We start from the raw sequence: 17812 nt of genomic DNA on the forward strand, positions 1-17812 counted from the left end.
GATTGGGCATGCTGCTGCCCCCGTTCTTTGCAAAATGAGGTCGTCTTGTTCACCCGTATCCGAAATCTTCCACTCGCGACCAAGACAACGGCGCTGACCATCTGCGCGCTGTTGCTGCTTGCCGTCTCAACCTTCGTCGTGAGCGACAACGCCGTCACGACCGAAGCCGCACGCACAGCGTCCGAACGTCAGGAGACGAACATGCGCGTCGCATGGAGCGTGCTGCGCAACCATGGGGCGGAATTCCGGCGCGACGGCGACAAGCTGTATGTCGGTGACAAGTTGCTCAACAACTGGTCGGACCCGGTCGATGAAGTCAAGACGCTGGTCGGTGGCACCGCGACGGTGTTTGCCGGTGACATGCGCGTCACCACCAACGTGACCAAGCCGGACGGCAGCCGCGCAGTCGGCACGCCGCTGGCCCCGGGTGCGACCTATGATGCGGTGTTGAAGGAAGGCAAGCCGTATCGCGGCGAGGCGGAGATCCTAGGAAAGTGGTTCTACACCGCCTATGATCCCATCAAGAACGCTGCCGGCGAGACCATCGGCGTACTGTATGTCGGCATTCCCAAGGAAGATGTCGTTGCATCGATCGGGGACCTGCGCCGTTCGATGGCGATCGCCGGCCTGTTGATCGCGATGGCCGCCACTGCGCTTTGTTTCCTGGTCAACCGTGCCATGTTCCGTCCGTTGGGGCAGATGGACAAGGCTATGCAGCGGCTTGCCGCGGGCGAAACCAGCGTCGACATCCCGGCGCGTGACCGCGCCGACGAGATCGGCCGCATGGCCGCGGCACTGGAAGTGTTTCGTCAGGCGACGATCGCAAAGCAAGCCGCTGAGGCGAGTAATGCCGAAGCGCAGGCCGATCGCGCCAAGGCGATGGATGCGCTGGGCGAAGCGCTGACCGGTTTGTCCGACGGCGATCTGACGGTGGAACTGGCCCGCGACTTCCCACGCGACTATGCAGCGCTTGCGCACACTTCAACAGCGCGGTCGCCAAGCTCCGCGAGCTGATCGGGTCGGTTGTCGAGAGCACCGACTCGATTCGCACGGGTTCAAGCGAGATCGCGAGTGCTTCGGAGGATCTAGCGCGCCGCACCGAGAGCAATGCTGCCAGCCTGGAGGAAACCTCCGCCGCTATCACCCAGATGAGCGAGCGGATCAGCTTCACGGCACAGGCTGCGACGAAGACGTTGTCGCGTGCCGATGAGGCGATCACGGTAGTGGGTTCGGGCCGCAGCACCACCGACGAAGCGGTGCAGGCGATGTCGCGGGTTTCCGAAAGCGCGAAGGGCATCGACAGCGTCATCGAGGGGCTGGACAAGATCGCGTTCCAGACGCGCGTTCTTGCCATGAACGCAGCCGTGGAAGCGGGCCGGGCCGGCGAGGCGGGCCGCGGCTTCGCTGTGGTTGCGGACCTGGTTTCTGCACTCGCCATGCGCGCCGAAGAAGAGGCCGGGCGGGCACGCGACCAGCTGACCGCCACGCGCGGCGAGGTGGACCTTGCTGTCGGCGCAGTCGAGCGCGTCGATCAATCGCTTTCGCAGATCGTCGGCACCGTGAATGAAGTGCACACGCTACTGGGCACCATCTCGGCCGACAATAATGCTCAATCGCAGGCCATCCGGGAGGTCAGTACCGCCATCGGCACGATGGATCATTCGACGCAGCAGAACGCGGCGATGGTGGAGCAAACCTCTGCCGCAGCGCGCCAGCTGACCGATCAGGCTGCCGAGCTCGACCGCATGGCACGCGCATTCCGTGTGAGCGGTAAGGGGCCGATCCGCCCGAAATCGTTTAGCCCGATGTCGCCCAAGGGGCGGTGATCGGGAAGGCCCGCGCTAAAGCGCGACCGTCCCTGGAGCCATTGGTAAAAAGGGCGGGTGCTGCTGCACCCGCCCCATTTTGTTGGGTCACGCTATCCCCACCACGCAGGGGTACGGTTTTCAGTCGGCCTTTTGCAGGTGTCGGCGACCGAGAAGCTCGGCAATCTGAACCGCGTTCAGCGCCGCGCCCTTGCGGAGATTGTCACTGACGCACCAGAGAGACAGACCGTTGTCCACCGTGGAGTCCTCGCGCACGCGGCTGACGAAGGTCGCGTATTCGCCGACGCATTCGATCGGTGTGACATAGCCGCCATCTTCACGCTTATCGATCAGCATGATGCCGGGAGCTTCACGCAGGATCGACTGTGCCTGTTCGGCCGAGATCTCGTCCTCGAACTCGATATTGATCGCTTCGGAGTGGCCGACGAATACCGGGACCCGCACGCAGGTTGCCGTCACCTTGATCTTGGGGTCCAGGATCTTCTTGGTTTCGACCACCATCTTCCATTCTTCCTTGGTCGATCCGTCGTCGAGGAAGCTGTCGATATGGGGGATCACGTTGAAGGCGATCTGCTTGGTGAACTTCTTCGGGTCGGCCTGGTCGCCGACGAAGATGTTGCGGCTCTGCTCGAAGAGCTCATCCATACCCGCCTTGCCCGCGCCGGAAACGGACTGATAGGTCGCGACGACCACCCGCTTGATCTTCGCAGCGTCATGCAGCGGCTTGAGCGCGACCACCATCTGGGCAGTGGAACAGTTCGGATTCGCGATGATGTTCTTGGCCCGGTACCCGTCGATCGCTTCCGGATTCACTTCCGGCACGATCAGCGGCACGTCGGGGTCCATGCGGTAGAGCGAGGCATTGTCGATCACCGTGCATCCCGCAGCGGCGAACTTCGGCGCGTATTGGGCCGAGCCTTCCGAGCCGATCGCGAACAGCGCCATGTCCCAACCGGTGGGGTCGAAATGCTCGATATTCTGAACCTTGAGCTGTTTGCCGGTCTCGCCAAAGTCGATCATGTCCCCCGTCGAGCGCGACGATGCCACTACGGCGATCTCGTCGATCGGGAATTCCCGCTCGGCCAGGATGTTCAGCATTTCGCGCCCGACGTTTCCGGTGGCGCCAGCGACCACGACACGGTAGCCCATTTGCGTCCTTTTCCTCTATCCGCCCATGAGGGGCGGGGACGCACCTGTAAGCGTGCGGCCAGCGAATGGAAACGCTTTCGCCTGTTCGGTATGGAAAGCGAAGCTTTAGGGCGCGGATGTCGACGCGACGTGCCGTTATGCCCTAAGCTGCATCCGCGAAGGGGGAACCAACATGATCAAATACGCACTCGCACTCACACTGCTCGGCACGTCATCCGGCGCGCTGGCGCAGGCCGCGCCGACCACCGGACCGGTATCGGTGGAGATCCTGGCCGCGGGACAAATCAGGCAGCCGGCGAACCGCTACCGTCTTGAAGTCACCTTGACCGCGAAGGGCGCCGATGAAGCGGCGGCGGGCGCAGCACTGGCCGCAGCGCGCGCCAAATTGCTCCAGCAACTGGCCGGCCTGAACGTGCGCGAGGCGCTTGCCGAGAACGCTGCGCCGACGTCGGTCGCCGGCCTCGTGGCAAGTTTTGGCGGCCGGACCAAGACCAGCTTCTCGACTGAGATCCCCGACGAAGGCAGCGACGAGACGCCGCAATCGACTGCCAGCAGCAAGTTGATGTTGGACGCACCCAGCCGCGCGGCGGTGGATGCCGCCAAGCCTGTGATCGAAGCGAATGACGGAACGCTGTCCGACGATGTGCTTCCGCTGTTGATCGACTATGTTGTGCCGACGCGCCAAGCCAAGGCAGACGCACTGAAGAAGGCGCAGTCCGAAGCGGACTCCTATGCCGCCTCGCTGGGCCTGCGCCGCGCCACGATCACTAAGATCAGCGAACGTCAGGATCTGACCGCCGGAGCGATCAACTTCGTCGGCCAGATCGTATCCACTTTCGCGCCCAAGTCCGAAACCCAGTCGGACGAGGTGACGGTTCAGGCGAACCTGACGGTCGAGTTTCAGCTGACCCGCTGAGCTATTCGGGGATCTCGTCGGGAATCGTGTTCTCGTCGGCGACCCCCGCATCGAACGAACCCGAGGAGTCGGTGCCGTCCGGGTGATGGGCGTGACCGCCTTCCTCGGTTTCGAGCGTATTGGGGTCGGTTGGTTCGGGGTTCATCATGGCGCTCTCCTTGTAGGAAGAACGCGTTCGCGTGGACATTGCTCCTCCCCGTTCGCACGCGGAGGCTCGATGGATCAGCGGAATGGTGGCTCGTTGAAGGCGCGGAGCTTGCGGCTGTGGAGCTTGGCGCCTTCGCGGCGGAGTTCCTCCACCGTTTCGATGCCGATGCGCAGGTGCTCGTTGATCGCACGTTCGTAGAAGCGGTTGGCTTGGCCGGGCAGCTTGAGCTCGCCGTGGAGCGGCTTGTCCGAGACGCACAGCAAGGTGCCGTAGGGAACGCGGAAGCGATAGCCCTGCGCGGCCAGGGTGGCGGATTCCATGTCGACGCCGACGGCGCGGCTCAGGGAGAAGCGTAGGGCTGATTGCGAGTAGCGCAGTTCCCAATTGCGGTCGTCGGTGGTGACGATGGTGCCGGTACGCAGGCGCTGCTTTAGTTCGTCTCCCGACTGGCCGGAGACGGTCTCCGCTGCGCGGGCGAGCGCGAGCTGGACCTCGGCGATCGCGGGAATAGGGATTTCGGGCGGAAGCACGTCGTCCATGATGTGATCGTCGCGCAGATAAGCGTGCGCCAGGACATAGTCGCCAATACGCTGGCTCGGACGCAGCCCGCCGCAATGGCCGATCATCAACCACGCCTCGGGCCGGAGCACGGCAAGGTGATCGGTGATCGTCTTGGCGTTGGACGGTCCGACGCCGATATTGACCAGCGTGATGCCAGTGCGGCCCGGCGCCATCAGGTGATAGGCGGGCATCTGATGCCGGCGCCACGCGCTGTCGGTGACCAGCCGGTCCATGTCCTCGGGCCGCTCGATGACGATGCCGCCGGCGCCCGAGACGCCCGTGAAGCGGCTGGGCTCGCCGTTTTCACGCGGACCCAGCTGGCTGCATGCCCAGCGGACGAATTCGTCGACATAACGGTGATAGTTGGTGAACAGGATGTACTGCTGGACATGCTCCGTCGGGGTGCCGGTGTAGTGGCGCAGCCGGGCGAGCGAGAAGTCTGTGCGCAGTCCGTCGAACAGCGCGAGCGGACGCGTGTTATCATGGCTGATCCACAGCCCGTCGGCGATCTCGTCGCCGATATGGGCGAGCTCAGTGGCGGGGAAGTGCCGCGCGAGTTCGCTGACCGACACCTGGTCAAGGCTCAGCGCGTGACCGGGATCGAGCACATAGGCGAAGGGGATTTCCTGACGGCCGGGCCGCGCTTCGACCTCGACGTCGTAATCCTCAACGAGGAAGGTCAGCTGCTCGATGAGGTAGTCGGCAAACGTCGCCGGCTTGGTCACGCTTATCCGGTAGCTTCCCGGCTCCACCAGCCGGCCAAACGAGCGCCTCGGGACCGGGCGCTCGGTGCCGCCGCGATAGGTGACGTGGATCTCGGGGTAGGCGAAGGAGCCGTCGCTGCGGCTTTCGGGTGGCGGCGGCGTGCCGTGCGTGAGATAGCGGGTGAGGGCGGACTGAAGCCGCTCGACCGAGGCGCTGTAAAGCCGGTCTAGCTCGGCGACGATGTCGGATGCGCGTGTCATCTTCCACGGCTAAGCCGTCAAAGGCCGGCTGGCAAGTGGGTGGGCGGAGCCCCTCCCGCGTGGGAGGGGCTCACACCGGCTTACTTCTTGGCGTCGGCCTTGTCCTTCGTGGCGCCGGCCTTGTCGCTCTTTTCGTCATTATCCCCGCGCAGCTGGGTTACGGCATAGGCTGCGCCGCCCACGGCTGCTGCAGCGCCGGCTGCGATGGCTGCAGCCGCAACGGGGTGCTCCTTCACCGCATTGACCGTGGCGTCCACAGCGTCGCCGATCGCGTCTTGCGCGGTCTTGATGAAGGAGGTGTTCGAATCCTCGTTCTTGGCCGAGGTTTCGCCGCTGTTCTTGATGTCTGCCATGACCTATCTCCCTAAGGAATTGCGCAGCTGCAACTCGCGTTGCAGTGCGGCAGTTCCGCAAGCGAAACCGTTTTACAGTCGGGCGAGCAAATAGTCGGCCGAGCTGACTTCGAACTGGCCGGGCGCCTCGACATACAACTGCTCGATTACGCCATCGTTGACGAGCATCGAGAAGCGCTGCCCGCGCGTGCCCATGCCATAGGCCGAACCGTCCATTTCAAGACCCAGCGCCTTTGGGAACGCGCCGTTGCCGTCGGCGAGCATCGTCACCTTGCCCTCCACACCGGACGCCTTGCCCCAGGCTTCCATGACGAAGGCGTCGTTTGCGGCGGTGCAGGCGACTTCATCCACGTCCTTGGCCTTCAGTGCATCCGCCTTTTCCACGAATCCAGGCAGGTGGCGCGCCGAGCAGGTTGGGGTGAAGGCGCCGGGCACGGAGAAGAGCGCGACGCGGCGGCCGGCGAAGAACGCGTCGGAGCTGATCTGCTCGGGACCATCTTCGGTCACCTTGACGAAGGTGGTGGCGGGAATGCGGTCGCCGGTCTGGATGGGCATGCGGTTTCTCCCTGTCTGAAGCCGTTTGCGCCGGCCTAAGCGAGCCCAGATGCGCGGGCAAGCGCTACCGGAATTGGGGAGCCAATATGCCGCCGGTAAGTTAGACCGCTATGGAGTCGACGCCTTTTCTCACCGGACAGTTCTTGCTCGCCATGCCTGGGATCGGCGATCCCCGGTTCGAGCGCGCAGTGATCGCAGTGTGCGCGCATGACGAAGAGGGAGCGCTGGGCATCGGCATCGGGGAGACGATCGAGGGATTGGGGCTTCACGAGGTGCTGCGGCAGTTCGAGATCGATCCAGGCGATGCGCCCGACAGCCCGGTGCATTTCGGCGGTCCGGTGGAGCCGCGTCGTGGGTTCGTGCTGCACTCCACCGATTGGAGCGGGCAGGACACGGTGGATGTCTGCGGACGCTGGGCTTTGTCCGGAACGGTGGACGTGCTGCGGGCGATCGCGGAGGGCAAGGGGCCGGGGCAGTGGCTGGTGGCGCTCGGCTATGCCGGCTGGGGCGAGGAGCAACTGGACCAAGAGCTGTCGCGGCACGGCTGGTTCAGCACAGTGGGTGATCCCAGATTGATGTACGAAGTCGCTGCCGCAGATCGGTGGGAAGAAGGGTTCGTCGGCGCGGGTGTCGATCCGCGGATGCTGGCGAACTGCACCGGCAGGGCGTGACGGCACTGTGGTCCGGCAACTAGAGCATCTCGTCGACGCCCAGAAGTCTGTCTACGCGAATGCGCTGGCCGAGTTGAGGGCCGGTCGCAAACGCACGCATTGGATGTGGTTCGTTTTCCCGCAACTCGCCGGATTGGGGAGGAGCGAGACTGCGCGCTTCTACGCGTTGCGATCGGCAGACGAGGCGCGGGCTTACTGGGAGCACCGCGTGCTAGGACTGCGCTTGCGGGAAGCAACCGCGGCTGCGATCGGCAGCGGCGCGGAAGCAGGGGTGCTGTTCGGCCATCCCGATGATTTGAAGTTCCGTTCGTGCATGACGCTGTTCAGAGAGGTCGCACCACAGGAGCCGCTGTTTGGTGAGGCCATCGGCCGATTGTGCCGGGGCGAGGCGGATCCGCTCACGCTGCGGCTGTTGAGAGAGGGACATTGCGCCGCATGAGCGCAGTCATATAAAGATATCTTTATATCACCTTGCGATGGCGGCCATAGGAGAGTAGGGCGCAGCCCATCGCCGCCGGGAACCGGCGTGCATCCGATTCACTCGTGGAGACCCGCTCGTGGCTACCGAACAAGATTACGTCATCAAGGACATCGCGCTGGCTGACTTCGGCCGCGCTGAAATCAACATCGCAGAAACCGAAATGCCCGGCCTGATGGCGCTCCGTTCGGAATTCGGTGCATCGCAGCCGCTGAAGGGCGCGCGCATCACCGGATCGCTGCACATGACGATCCAGACCGCCGTGCTGATTGAAACGCTGACCGCGCTAGGCGCGACCGTCCGCTGGGCGACCTGCAACATCTATTCGACGCAGGACCATGCTGCCGCCGCGATTGCCGCGACTGGTGTGCCGGTATTCGCGATCAAGGGCGAGAGCCTGGCCGAATATTGGGACTATGTCGGCTCGATCTTCGATTGGGGCGACGAGACCTGCAACATGATCCTGGACGACGGCGGCGACGCCACGATGTTCGCGCTCTGGGGCGCCAAGCTGGAAGCTGGCCAGTCGTTCGGCGAGCCGGAGAATGACGAAGAAGTCGAGATGCAGCGCGCGGTAAAGGCGTTCATCGCCCGCAAACCCGGCTACCTCACGCAGACCGTCAAGAACATCAAGGGCGTGTCGGAAGAGACGACCACCGGCGTGCACCGCCTGTACCACATCGCCAAGAAGGGCGAACTGCCCTTCCCGGCGATCAACGTGAACGACAGCGTCACCAAGTCGAAGTTCGACAACCTGTATGGCTGCAAGGAATCGCTGGTCGACGCGATCCGTCGCGGCACCGACGTGATGCTCGCCGGCAAGGTTGCCGCGGTTGCCGGCTTTGGCGACGTGGGCAAGGGCTCGGCAGCATCGCTGCGCAACGGCGGCGCGCGCGTGCTGGTGACCGAAATCGATCCGATCTGCGCATTGCAGGCGGCAATGGAAGGCTATGAAGTCGTCACGATGGAAGAGGCGGTGAAGCGCGCCGACATCTTCGTCACTGCGACCGGTAACGCCGACGTCATCACCGCCGAGCACATGGCCGGCATGAAGAACATGGCGATCGTCTGCAACATCGGCCACTTCGACAGCGAGATCCAGATCTCGGGCCTGTCAAACTACAAGTGGACCGAAGTGAAGCCGCAGGTCGACCTGGTCGAGTTCCCGGACGGCAAGCAGATCATCATCCTGTCCAAGGGCCGCCTGGTGAACCTGGGCAACGCGACTGGCCACCCGTCGTTCGTGATGTCGGCATCGTTCACCAACCAGACGCTGGCGCAGATCGAGCTGTTCACCAAGGCCGAGCAGTACAAGAACGAAGTGTACGTGCTTCCCAAGCATCTGGACGAGAAGGTCGCGGAACTGCACCTCGAGAAGCTGGGCGTGCAGCTGACCAAGCTGAGCGAGAAGCAGGCCAGCTATATCGGCGTGCCGGTGGAAGGCCCCTTCAAGCCGGATCACTACCGCTACTGATCCTGGTAACAGCGTGAAATGAGGGGCCGCATTCCGCAAGGATGCGGCCTCTTTTCGTTTGCGAGCAAGCTTTCGATGTGACTTTAAGGTCACACATCTCGGAATTAGCGTGAGCTAGGTCATTGAAACCCCATAGATGTTCAGCCGAAATGTGGAGGACACGCGGCAGAAACATCCACCTGTACTAAGCGCAGCCCTTCTCGTGACAGATGCGTGACGGCGCGTTTGAGCACGGGTCCAGTGAAAGGGATTGTATGCGTTTCGTATCCATGGGCAGCCGCTCTCGGCTCAGCTTGACTGCGTCCCTGGCTGTGCTGGCGATCGCCGCAGCCAACCCTGCCGCCGCGCAGGATGCCTCCGACAATGCTGGCGCCAACATGGCTTCGGGCACCGACACTACCGCCACGGACACGGCGGTTCCGCCGATCGGCGATGCGGCCGCTGCACCGAGCAGCACGCAGGCCGAGCCGGCCCAGGCAGAGGAAGTTGTCGTCACTGGATCGCGCATCTCGCGCCCGACGCTCGACTCTCCCATCCCCGTGACATCCGTCTCGATTGCCGATCTGACTCGCACCGGCGGTATCGTCCTCGGCGACGCGCTGAACGATCTGCCGTCGCTGCGTTCGACCTACAGCCAGGCGAATTCGACTCAGTATATCGGTACGTCGGGTCTCAACATCCTCGATCTGCGCGGCCTTGGGCCGAGCCGTACGTTGGTGCTGGTCAACGGCCGCCGACACATCACCTCGCAAGAAGGTGAGTTCCTGGTCGACACCAATACAATCCCGACCGACTTGATCGACCGCGTCGACATCGTCACCGGGGGCAGCTCTGCCGTATATGGGTCGGACGCCATGGCGGGCGTCGTCAACTTCGTGCTGAAGCGCGACTTTGAAGGCGCGCGGCTGAACGCCCAAGCTGGCTTGAGCGACAAGGGCGACCGCGGCAGCTATCGTCTGTCGAGCACTTTCGGCAAGAACTTCGCCGAGGGGCGCGGCAATGTCGCGCTGAGCCTGGAATATAATCAGGCCAACCTGGTCACCTACACCGACCGCCCCGAGCTGACAGGCGCCTTCAGCGGGCGCAACCAGTTCCAGTTGGTGAACACGCCCAGTTCCGACAACAGCATCCCGGACCGGACGTTCCTGACCGGCGTGCGGAGCTTCGGCTATGACAATGGCGGCAACTTCATCGCCTATAACGGCACCCGGATCACTGCGTGCGGCACGCAGCCGGGCGGTTGCCTACCCAATGGCAGACCGCGAATTTATGGTTTCAACACCGACGGATCGCTGTCTGAATACAACTACGGTACGGACTTCCGCCCAGTGGGATCGGGCAACAACCAGGGCGGCAGCGGCGCAATCCTGAACGATCGCGGGACTCTGGTGCCGCAGCTTAACCGCTACGTCGCCAATTTCCTCGGGCATTATGACGTCTCGGATGCGTTCCGTCCGTTTATCGAGGCGAAGTTCGTCCGCGTGGAAAGCTTCAACCAAGGCACGCCCACCTTCGCGCAGGGCGGCGAGCAGGGACTGGTCGACGACGTCGATGCTGCCGGCGTCGCCGTCCGTCGTCCGGCCAATCTGGGCTATGGCACCAGCACGGGCATTCCGATCCAGTTCGACAATGCTTTCCTCCAGCCCGGCGCGGCCGCGACGATCCGGTCGCTGCTTCCGGCTGGCGCGAACTTCTTCCGGATGAACCGCAACAACAACGATCTGGGCACGCGCGACGAATTCGACCGCCGCGACACGTACCGTGTGGTGGTCGGCGCGGAAGGCACGTTCAACGACGACTGGAAGTACGACATTTCGGCTAACTACGGCGAGTTCCGTTCGACCTCGAAGTTCTACAACAACCGCATCGAGCAGAACTTCTACAACGCGGTGGACTCGGTGCGGAACGGCGCCGGGCAGATCGTGTGCAGGATCAACCAGGCGGCGGTCACCGATCCCAATTGCGTTCCGATCAACCTGTTTGGCAATGGTTCGCCGAGCCAGGCGGCGCTCAATTACATCAACACGACCTCGCGCCGTGAAGGTAAGGCGACGCAGTTCGACATCAACGCGAACCTGGTCGGTGACTCCTCGCAGCTCTTTGAACTGCCCGGCGGCCCTGTCCGTTTCGCGATCGGTGGCGAGTATCGGCGCGAGACGGCATCGTACCGCTATGACGATCTGGTGAAGAGCGGCGCCACCTTCCTGAACGCGATCCCGGATTTCGATCCCACGTCGTTCGAAGTAAAGGAAGCCTATGGCGAAATCGAGCTGCCGGTCCTTCGGGAGCTGCCGTTCGCGCAGGAGTTGACGATCAACGCCGCGGCACGTGTCGCCGACTACAAGGGTTCGACCGGTACGGTCTGGGCCTGGAACGCTGGGGGCATTTATGCGCCGATCCGCGACATCAAGTTCCGTGTGAACTATTCGAAGTCGGTGCGCGCACCTACGCTAGGCGATCTTTACTCATCGCCCTCGCAGAACTTCGCGTCCGTCGACGATCCGTGCGACGTGAACTTCATCAACAACGGGCCGAACCGCGCCGCCAATTGCCTTGCGGCAGGCGTTCCGGTTGGCTTCGCGAACGATGTTGTCCGCGCAGGAACGCTGGAAATCCTGTCCGGAGGCAATGCGAACCTGACGGCGGAGACGTCGCGCAGCTGGACCTATGGCGTGATTGTTCAGCCGCGTTTCTTGCCGGGCTTCGCAATCACTGCTGATTACTACGACATCGAGATAAACAACGTCATCAGCTCGGTGGATGCGCAGCAGATCCTTGACGCGTGCTATGATGCGGATTCGTTGAACAATCAGTTCTGCGGGTTCATCAATCCGCGGGAGAGCAATGGTTACTTTGCGCGACCAGCACTGCTTCAAAGCAGCGTGAACTTCTCGGCGCTACGCGCGAAGGGTATCGACGTCGACATGTCGTACACCCATCGTTTCGATGCGGATAATCGGCTTGCCGTTCGCCTGATCGGCACCTGGGTAGAGAACCGGACCGATTACCCCTATCTTGACGATCCGGACTTCCCGGAACGCGAGCTTGGCGAGTTGGGCGATCCAATCTGGAGCGCGAACGCTACGGTGGACTATTCGCACGGTCCGTTCAGCCTTGGATATCAGCTCCGCTATGTCGGCAAGCAGTCGATCACCGATTGGGAAGCGCAGCACGATTATAATGGCGTGCCGGCCTATGACCCGAACTATGCGGACGTAGTGTACTATCCCGAGGTTTTTTATCACTCGATCCGCGCCACCATGGATGTGAACCGTCAGTTCACCTTGTATGGCGGCATCGACAATCTGACCGACGAACGGCCGCCATATGGCCTGCTCGGCAACGGTGAAGACGCGATCTACGACAATGTAGGCCGCTTCATGTATATCGGCGCGACCGTGAAGTTCTGATCCGACAGAGCGGGCGAAACGAAAGGGCCTGGCGTATGCCGGGCCCTTTTCATTCTAAGCAAATCGGAACGCACCCTTCCAACCTACGTTATTCTGGAAAGTGGGAGCGTTTCATGTTGCGTGTGCTGATTGCGAGGCTCGCCATCGGAGTGGCTGCGGTTGGTGCTGGTGGAAGCGTGGCCGGAATGGGCCTGGCGAACTACGTCGAGTCGGGCTCTTTCCACTTCTACAAGCAGCCTCGAATGACGGCGTGGAACGAACGCCCCAGCGGCTTCGATGCTGCTTCGGATGAAGCGCTTCCCGATACGGCGGATGCTCGCGCCTTTTCAGCTGATTTCAGAGCCGGCCACTAAAATGGCGATGCCCGACGGTCATGATGTGGACGGGCAGGCGGGGAAACCGGCACGAGAGCGTATTGCCGAGGTCCTGCGGGTGGCTTTGGAATCGCGAGAGGATGCTCCGATCGACGATGCTACTCGGCGACTGATGCTGCATCTTTCCATCGAGCCGCCGTCGAAGCAGGTTCTTTCACCGGCGGAAAAAGCTTCGCCGGATGCAACATCAAGACCGGTGGCACCGCGTTCGTTGTTGCGGCGGGTGTTGAACCGTTCATTGCACGCTCTGCGAGATCAATCCCGATAACGAAGAGGCGCTGCGCAGAGGAGTTTCGAAGCTCCGGCTGCAACCGGCTTCCCGTCACGCGCAGCTTTGCTTAAGGATGAGGCCATGGTGGTCCGTCGCCGCCGCGGAGGCGCGGCTTGATCCTTGTTTCACAATCTGGCGCCGTGCTTGCCGGAGCAGTGCTCGCTTTGCTGGTGCTGCTTAGCGGCTGGGCGTTGTTCGCGGGCCTGCGTGCGTACGCTGCGGCGCGGATGCTGGAGGGGGAGAATGCGCGGCTGAACGCGCTCGGCGAGGCCGGGCCGGCCCAGCCGCTGCTGGTGCGTGCGGACGGTGAAATCGAGATGCCACCGCGGCTGGCAGAATGGCTGGGGCTGGACCGCGTACCTCGCGAATTGAGCGGGCTGTCGCAGGAGAATGCGGGCGCCACACCCGAAGACGCACAACTACTGGCACGGCATGTGACGGCTGCGCAGCGTGCCGGGCGAACGTTCCGCATGACGTTGCGGCCGCAGGGTGCCGAACGCGCGCTGCTGGTGGTGGGCGACCGCGCGCCCGAGGCGATGCGCACGCCCGCAGGCGCGCTGTTGTGGTTCCTGGACGCGACCGAAAGCGAGCAGGCGATCGCGCGGCTGACGCGCGACACCGACCAACTGCATGCGGCCTTCGACGCGATGACGGCCCTGATCGAAGCCGCACCGATGCCGATGTGGTATCGCGGATCCGACCTTCGGCTGTTGATGGTAAACTCGGCCTATGTCCGCGCGGTGGAGGGCAGGGACGGCGAGGATGTCGTTGCACGCGGGCTGGAGTTGGTCGAGGGTGGGGGACTAGGCGGGCCCCTGGCGAACGCGGCGATCGCGCGCGATACGGCGGAGCCACAGATCGCCGCGATGCCGGCGACGGTGAGTGGTGCCCGGCGGATGTTGCGGCTCCACGACGTGCCGTTGCCCACGGGCGGAGTCGCGGGCTTCGCCGTAGACGTGGAAGAGCTTGAGCAGGCGCGCGTCGGGCTCAAGCGCTTTGGCGAGGCGCAGCGTGCGATGCTCGATCGGGTTTCGGGTGGCGTGGCCCAATTCGGTTCGGACCGCGGCCTAGTGTTCTGCAACCAGGCGTTCCGCCGCATGTTTGCGATGAAGAACGAGTGGCTCGCCGACCGACCCGAGTTCGACCGCGTGCTGGAGCGAATGCGTGAAGTGAATCGGCTGCCCGACGTGCGCGATTTTCCCACGTGGAAGAACGAGCGCCGCGAGTGGTTCACTGCCCCCGAAGCAGTGGAGGAGACCTGGAGCGTGGCAGGCACGCACCTCCGTGTCGTGGCGCAACCGCTGCCTGAAGGCGGGCTGCTGCTGCTCTTCGAAGACCGTACGCAGCAGCTGGAGCTGCAACGCGAGCATGGCGAGATGCAGCAGGTGCGCACCGCCACGCTGGAAAGTCTGGCCGAGGCGGTGGCTGTATTCAGCAAGGGGCGCTTGCAGCTTTGGAACCGCAAATTCCGGCAGGTCTGGGGGTTCGAGGACATCTTCCTGGACGGGCATCCGCAGATACCGATCCTCGTGAAGGCAGCCGCGCCCAGGCTAGCCAATCCCAATCGTGCCGAAGTGCTGGGCGACCTGATCCGCATCGCCGCAAAAGACCGGCAGCAGCGTGGCTCCAGCATCGCCTTTGCCGATGGTAGGCATTTCGATGTCACTGCGGTGCCACTGCCCGACGGCAATGCGCTGGTGACAATGCTCGATACTACGGACCACCACCGTGCCGAGAGCGCGCTGCGCGACCGCAACGTGGCCTTGGAGGCGGCAGATCGAGTGAAGACCGCGTTCGTTGCGAACATGAGCTATGAGCTGCGTACGCCACTTACGTCGATCAAGGGCTTTTCTGAGATGCTGCACGGCGGCTTTGCGGGCAAGCTGACGAAGAGCGCGAAAGAATATACCGAGGCGATCCTGACGTCGGTTGACCGGCTGGGGAACCTGATCGACGACGTGCTGGACCTGACGCAGAGCGAAGGCGCGCCGCTGGAGCGCGAGCATGTAGAGCTGGCGGGAGCGGCGAAGAGTGCTGCCGACTCCATCGCGTCTCTTGCAAGTGGCAAGCGGATCGAATTGGTGGTCGAGGATGCCGGCAGCGCAGGAAGCGTGACCGGGGACTCGCGCCGGCTGCGCCAGACGATCGAGCATCTGCTGCGTCATGCAGTCGCCGCTACCCCCGAGGAAGGACGAGTGCTGCTGCATCTGGACGGCAACGCAAAGGTTGCGCGGATCATCGTTTCGGATAACGGGCCCGGCATGAGCCCCAAGGCAGTTGCAAAGGCGTTCGACAGCTTCGCACAGCATGGGATTTCCCGGAGCGGCGAGCGCGCACTAGGGCTAGGCCTGCCGCTGGCGAAACAGTTTGTTGAGGCGCATGGCGGGCGTATCCAGCTGATTTCCGAACCGGGCGAGGGTACGTTGGTGACGGTGGAGCTGCCGCGATGATCGCGTTGCGATCGACGGGGGAAGCGCTGGCATTGGGCGCGAAGCTGGCCGGTGTGGTACGTCCGGGAGACATTATCGCGCTGTCGGGGCCGCTCGGCGCGGGCAAGACCAGCATCGTCCGCGGGCTGCTCGCCGCATTGGGGTTGGAGGAAGAAGCGCCATCGCCCAGCTTTGCCATCGTTCAGCCTTACGACCCGCCCGAGGTAAGGCTGCCGGTGCTGCATGTCGATCTTTACCGGATCGAGGATGCGAGCGAGGTGGAGGAACTAGGGCTCGAGGACGCGCAGGCCGACTCGCTGCTAATCGTGGAATGGCCCGAGCGGCTGGGCGAGGAGCATTGGGCCGACGCTTTGTGGTTCAGCCTGAAGCCCATGCCGGACGGCGCGCGCGGCTTGACAGTGCGGGTGCCGGCGGCATGGAAGGACCGATGGTCCCTGACATGAATCCGCCCGCCGGGGCGACCGACTTTCTGACCGCTGCCGGATGGGAAGGCGCCGAGGTACGTCCACTGGCCGGCGATGCTTCGTTTCGCCGTTATTTCCGTGTGGTGGATCATGACCGCAGCGCGATCCTGATGGACGCGCCGCCGCCGCAGGAAGACCCGCGGCCGTTCATCGCAATTGCGCAGTGGCTGACGGGCAATGGATTCGCCGCGCCGGACATCCTGCATCAGGACTTGGAGCAGGGGTTGGTGCTGATCCAGGACTTTGGCGACGCGCGGCTGAAGGAGACGGTGGAGGCGGCGCCGGAGAGCGAGCTGCGGCTGTATGAGGCCGCTGTCGATCTGCTGGTGCGGTTGGGTCAGGAAGAGGCCGCGGATGTGCCGCCTTATGACCTGGCGGTGTATCAGCGCGAGGCGGGGTTGCTGACCGAATGGTACTGCCCGGCAGTGGGGCTGGAGGTGGATGCGCAGGGCTATGCCGATGCTTGGGCTAGCATCTTGTCGACGCTGAAAACGGACGCGCCGCCCGTTACTGTATTACGGGACTACCACGCTGAGAACATCATGCTGATCGAGGGCAGCGAGACGCTGGGGCTGCTCGACTTCCAGGACGCGCTGGCCGGGCACCCCGCTTATGACCTGGTGTCGCTGCTACAGGACGCGCGGCGCGACGTGGCGGCGAGCCTGGAGACCGCGATGCTTGACCGCTACAAGCGGATCACCGGGGCAGGCGACGCATTCGACGTGGCCTATCATGTGCTGGGCGCGCAGCGGAACGCGAAGATCATCGGCATCTTCACGCGGCTGTGGCAGCGCGACGGCAAGCCGCGCTATGCCGGATTGTGCCCGCGGGTCTGGAGCTATCTGGAGCGGGACCTGAAGCATCCGGCGCTGAAGCCCGTGGCGGACTGGTTCGACGCGAATATCCCAGCCGAGCTGCGCGGCGATCCGCTGGTGATCGCCGGGGCATGAGCCAGGGTATCACGCTGTCGCTGCGCCCGCAGCCCGACGCGCCTGTGCCCGAGACGGCGATGATCATGGCGGCGGGGCTGGGCAAGCGCATGCGGCCGCTGACCGCGACGCGCCCCAAACCGCTGGTGGAAGTCGCCCGCAAGCCGCTGATCGACCATGTTTTCGACCGGCTGCGTGCAGCGGGCGTGAAGCGGGCGGTGGTGAACGTCCATTACCTGGCCGACCAGCTTGAAGCGCATCTGCGCGCGCGGGTGAAGGACATCGACGTGCAGGTGTCCGACGAGCGGGCGCAGTTGCTGGAGACGGGCGGGGGGCTGGTCCATGCGCGCGCGCTGATCGGCAACGAGCCGTTTCTGTGCGTGAACAGCGACAATCTGTGGGTCGATGGGCCGACCGACGCGATCCGCGCGCTCGCCGCACAGTGGGACGACACGCGCATGGATGCGCTGCTGCTGGTGGTGCCGCTGGCGCGCGCGCACAACCACACCGGCAGCGGCGATTTCCGGCTCGACCCGTTCGGGCGAGTCATCGAGCGTCGCAAGCCCGGCCGGATGGCGCCGTTCGTCTATACCGGCGTGCAAATCCTGTCACCGCGGGTGATCCGCGACTGGCCGGAAGGGCCGTTCTCGACCAATTTGTTCTGGGACCGGGCAATGGAAGAAGGCCGGCTCTGGGCGATGGTGCACCAGGGCTTGTGGTTCGATGTCGGGTCACCGCCAGCAATCGCCGCGACCGAGGCCGTGCTGGCCGAGATGTGAGCTTGCTTTCCTTTGCCGATACGCAGAGGAACAAAGCGG

Annotated in this window: 18 protein-coding genes; 13 read left to right on the top strand and 5 right to left on the bottom strand. The window is 63.7% G+C overall.

All coding sequences use genetic code 11. The features are described 5' to 3' along the window. The first annotated feature begins 45 nt into the window (after positions 1-45). Positions 46-1014, top strand: a complete 969-nt coding sequence (locus tag FHT02_RS22160) for a cache domain-containing protein (RefSeq protein ID WP_425506399.1) — start codon at positions 46-48, stop codon at positions 1012-1014. 134 nt (positions 1015-1148) lie between these two features. Next, complete coding sequence (locus FHT02_RS22165; protein ID WP_425506400.1) at positions 1149-1826, top strand: methyl-accepting chemotaxis protein; 678 nt, start codon at positions 1149-1151, stop codon at positions 1824-1826. Between the two features lie 120 nt (positions 1827-1946). On the opposite strand, the gene FHT02_RS00700 is transcribed toward FHT02_RS22165, so the two are convergent. Continuing rightward, positions 1947-2975, bottom strand: coding sequence for an aspartate-semialdehyde dehydrogenase (locus FHT02_RS00700; protein WP_184083237.1), 1029 nt, complete (start codon positions 2973-2975; stop codon positions 1947-1949). Between the two features lie 172 nt (positions 2976-3147). Between FHT02_RS00700 and FHT02_RS00705 the strand changes: the two genes are divergently transcribed. Then, on the top strand, positions 3148-3891 hold the full coding sequence (locus tag FHT02_RS00705) for an SIMPL domain-containing protein (RefSeq protein ID WP_184083239.1): 744 nt from the start codon (positions 3148-3150) through the stop codon (positions 3889-3891). A 1-nt stretch (position 3892) separates the two neighbouring features. Here FHT02_RS00705 and FHT02_RS00710 read toward each other — a convergent pair whose 3' ends face one another. The 4 genes from FHT02_RS00710 to FHT02_RS00725 form a co-directional block, all read right to left on the bottom strand. Next, positions 3893-4039: a hypothetical protein gene (locus FHT02_RS00710; protein ID WP_184083241.1), complete on the bottom strand. Its 147-nt coding sequence runs from the start codon at positions 4037-4039 to the stop codon at positions 3893-3895. A 74-nt stretch (positions 4040-4113) separates the two neighbouring features. After that, a complete protein-coding gene (locus FHT02_RS00715; protein ID WP_184083243.1) occupies positions 4114-5565 on the bottom strand; it encodes an AMP nucleosidase in 1452 nt (483 codons plus the stop codon). Positions 5566-5645: 80 nt separating this feature from the next. Continuing rightward, positions 5646-5918, bottom strand: a complete 273-nt coding sequence (locus tag FHT02_RS00720) for a hypothetical protein (protein ID WP_184083245.1) — start codon at positions 5916-5918, stop codon at positions 5646-5648. Between the two features lie 72 nt (positions 5919-5990). After that, entirely contained in the window at positions 5991-6473 is a 483-nt protein-coding gene (locus tag FHT02_RS00725) for a peroxiredoxin (protein ID WP_184083247.1), read from the bottom strand. 110 nt (positions 6474-6583) lie between these two features. Between FHT02_RS00725 and FHT02_RS00730 the strand changes: the two genes are divergently transcribed. From FHT02_RS00730 to FHT02_RS00775, 10 genes are all read left to right on the top strand, one after another. Further along, the gene (locus FHT02_RS00730) at positions 6584-7144 is read left to right on the top strand and encodes a YqgE/AlgH family protein (protein WP_184083249.1); all 561 of its coding nucleotides are present in this window, start codon (positions 6584-6586) and stop codon (positions 7142-7144) included. A 7-nt stretch (positions 7145-7151) separates the two neighbouring features. Beyond that, on the top strand, positions 7152-7583 hold the full coding sequence (locus tag FHT02_RS00735) for a DUF1810 family protein (protein ID WP_184083251.1): 432 nt from the start codon (positions 7152-7154) through the stop codon (positions 7581-7583). A 91-nt stretch (positions 7584-7674) separates the two neighbouring features. After that, the gene (gene ahcY / locus FHT02_RS00740; protein WP_425506406.1) at positions 7675-9096 is read left to right on the top strand and encodes an adenosylhomocysteinase; all 1422 of its coding nucleotides are present in this window, start codon (positions 7675-7677) and stop codon (positions 9094-9096) included. A 254-nt stretch (positions 9097-9350) separates the two neighbouring features. After that, positions 9351-12506, top strand: a complete 3156-nt coding sequence (locus tag FHT02_RS00745; protein ID WP_184083255.1) for a TonB-dependent receptor domain-containing protein — start codon at positions 9351-9353, stop codon at positions 12504-12506. 113 nt (positions 12507-12619) lie between these two features. Then, complete coding sequence (locus tag FHT02_RS00750) at positions 12620-12859, top strand: hypothetical protein (protein WP_184083257.1); 240 nt, start codon at positions 12620-12622, stop codon at positions 12857-12859. 1 nt (position 12860) lies between these two features. After that, positions 12861-13148 (top strand): hypothetical protein, encoded by a 288-nt coding sequence (locus tag FHT02_RS00755; protein ID WP_184083259.1) that lies wholly within the window; start codon positions 12861-12863, stop codon positions 13146-13148. Between the two features lie 116 nt (positions 13149-13264). Next, positions 13265-15601, top strand: coding sequence for a PAS domain-containing sensor histidine kinase (locus FHT02_RS00760; RefSeq protein WP_184083261.1), 2337 nt, complete (start codon positions 13265-13267; stop codon positions 15599-15601). After that, the gene (tsaE, locus tag FHT02_RS00765; RefSeq protein WP_184083263.1) at positions 15598-16044 is read left to right on the top strand and encodes a tRNA (adenosine(37)-N6)-threonylcarbamoyltransferase complex ATPase subunit type 1 TsaE; all 447 of its coding nucleotides are present in this window, start codon (positions 15598-15600) and stop codon (positions 16042-16044) included. Before FHT02_RS00760 ends, tsaE begins: the two co-directional genes overlap by 4 nt. Continuing rightward, positions 16041-17015 (top strand): aminoglycoside phosphotransferase family protein, encoded by a 975-nt coding sequence (locus tag FHT02_RS00770; protein ID WP_184084185.1) that lies wholly within the window; start codon positions 16041-16043, stop codon positions 17013-17015. The genes tsaE and FHT02_RS00770 overlap by 4 nt, the downstream gene beginning before the upstream one ends. After that, complete coding sequence (locus FHT02_RS00775) at positions 17012-17773, top strand: nucleotidyltransferase family protein (protein WP_184083265.1); 762 nt, start codon at positions 17012-17014, stop codon at positions 17771-17773. Before FHT02_RS00770 ends, FHT02_RS00775 begins: the two co-directional genes overlap by 4 nt. Positions 17774-17812 lie beyond the last annotated feature (39 nt).

This window comes from Sphingomonas xinjiangensis (genome assembly GCF_014199255.1).
Lineage (GTDB): Bacteria > Pseudomonadota > Alphaproteobacteria > Sphingomonadales > Sphingomonadaceae > Sphingomonas > Sphingomonas xinjiangensis.

What these genes read in the sequence shown, in the direction of transcription:
- FHT02_RS00725 (WP_184083247.1), bottom strand. Translation starts at nt 6,473, where the DNA reads ATGCCCATCCAGACCGGCGACCGCATTCCCGCCACCACCTTCGTCAAG.
- FHT02_RS00770 (WP_184084185.1), top strand. Translation starts at nt 16,041, where the DNA reads ATGAATCCGCCCGCCGGGGCGACCGACTTTCTGACCGCTGCCGGATGG.
- FHT02_RS00730 (WP_184083249.1), top strand. Translation starts at nt 6,584, where the DNA reads ATGGAGTCGACGCCTTTTCTCACCGGACAGTTCTTGCTCGCCATGCCT.
- FHT02_RS00775 (WP_184083265.1), top strand. Translation starts at nt 17,012, where the DNA reads ATGAGCCAGGGTATCACGCTGTCGCTGCGCCCGCAGCCCGACGCGCCT.
- FHT02_RS00750 (WP_184083257.1), top strand. Translation starts at nt 12,620, where the DNA reads ATGTTGCGTGTGCTGATTGCGAGGCTCGCCATCGGAGTGGCTGCGGTT.
- FHT02_RS00710 (WP_184083241.1), bottom strand. Translation starts at nt 4,039, where the DNA reads ATGATGAACCCCGAACCAACCGACCCCAATACGCTCGAAACCGAGGAA.
- FHT02_RS22165 (WP_425506400.1), top strand. Translation starts at nt 1,149, where the DNA reads ATGAGCGAGCGGATCAGCTTCACGGCACAGGCTGCGACGAAGACGTTG.
- tsaE (WP_184083263.1), top strand. Translation starts at nt 15,598, where the DNA reads ATGATCGCGTTGCGATCGACGGGGGAAGCGCTGGCATTGGGCGCGAAG.
- FHT02_RS00715 (WP_184083243.1), bottom strand. Translation starts at nt 5,565, where the DNA reads ATGACACGCGCATCCGACATCGTCGCCGAGCTAGACCGGCTTTACAGC.
- FHT02_RS00755 (WP_184083259.1), top strand. Translation starts at nt 12,861, where the DNA reads ATGGCGATGCCCGACGGTCATGATGTGGACGGGCAGGCGGGGAAACCG.
- FHT02_RS00720 (WP_184083245.1), bottom strand. Translation starts at nt 5,918, where the DNA reads ATGGCAGACATCAAGAACAGCGGCGAAACCTCGGCCAAGAACGAGGAT.
- FHT02_RS00700 (WP_184083237.1), bottom strand. Translation starts at nt 2,975, where the DNA reads ATGGGCTACCGTGTCGTGGTCGCTGGCGCCACCGGAAACGTCGGGCGC.
- FHT02_RS00745 (WP_184083255.1), top strand. Translation starts at nt 9,351, where the DNA reads ATGCGTTTCGTATCCATGGGCAGCCGCTCTCGGCTCAGCTTGACTGCG.
- FHT02_RS00705 (WP_184083239.1), top strand. Translation starts at nt 3,148, where the DNA reads ATGATCAAATACGCACTCGCACTCACACTGCTCGGCACGTCATCCGGC.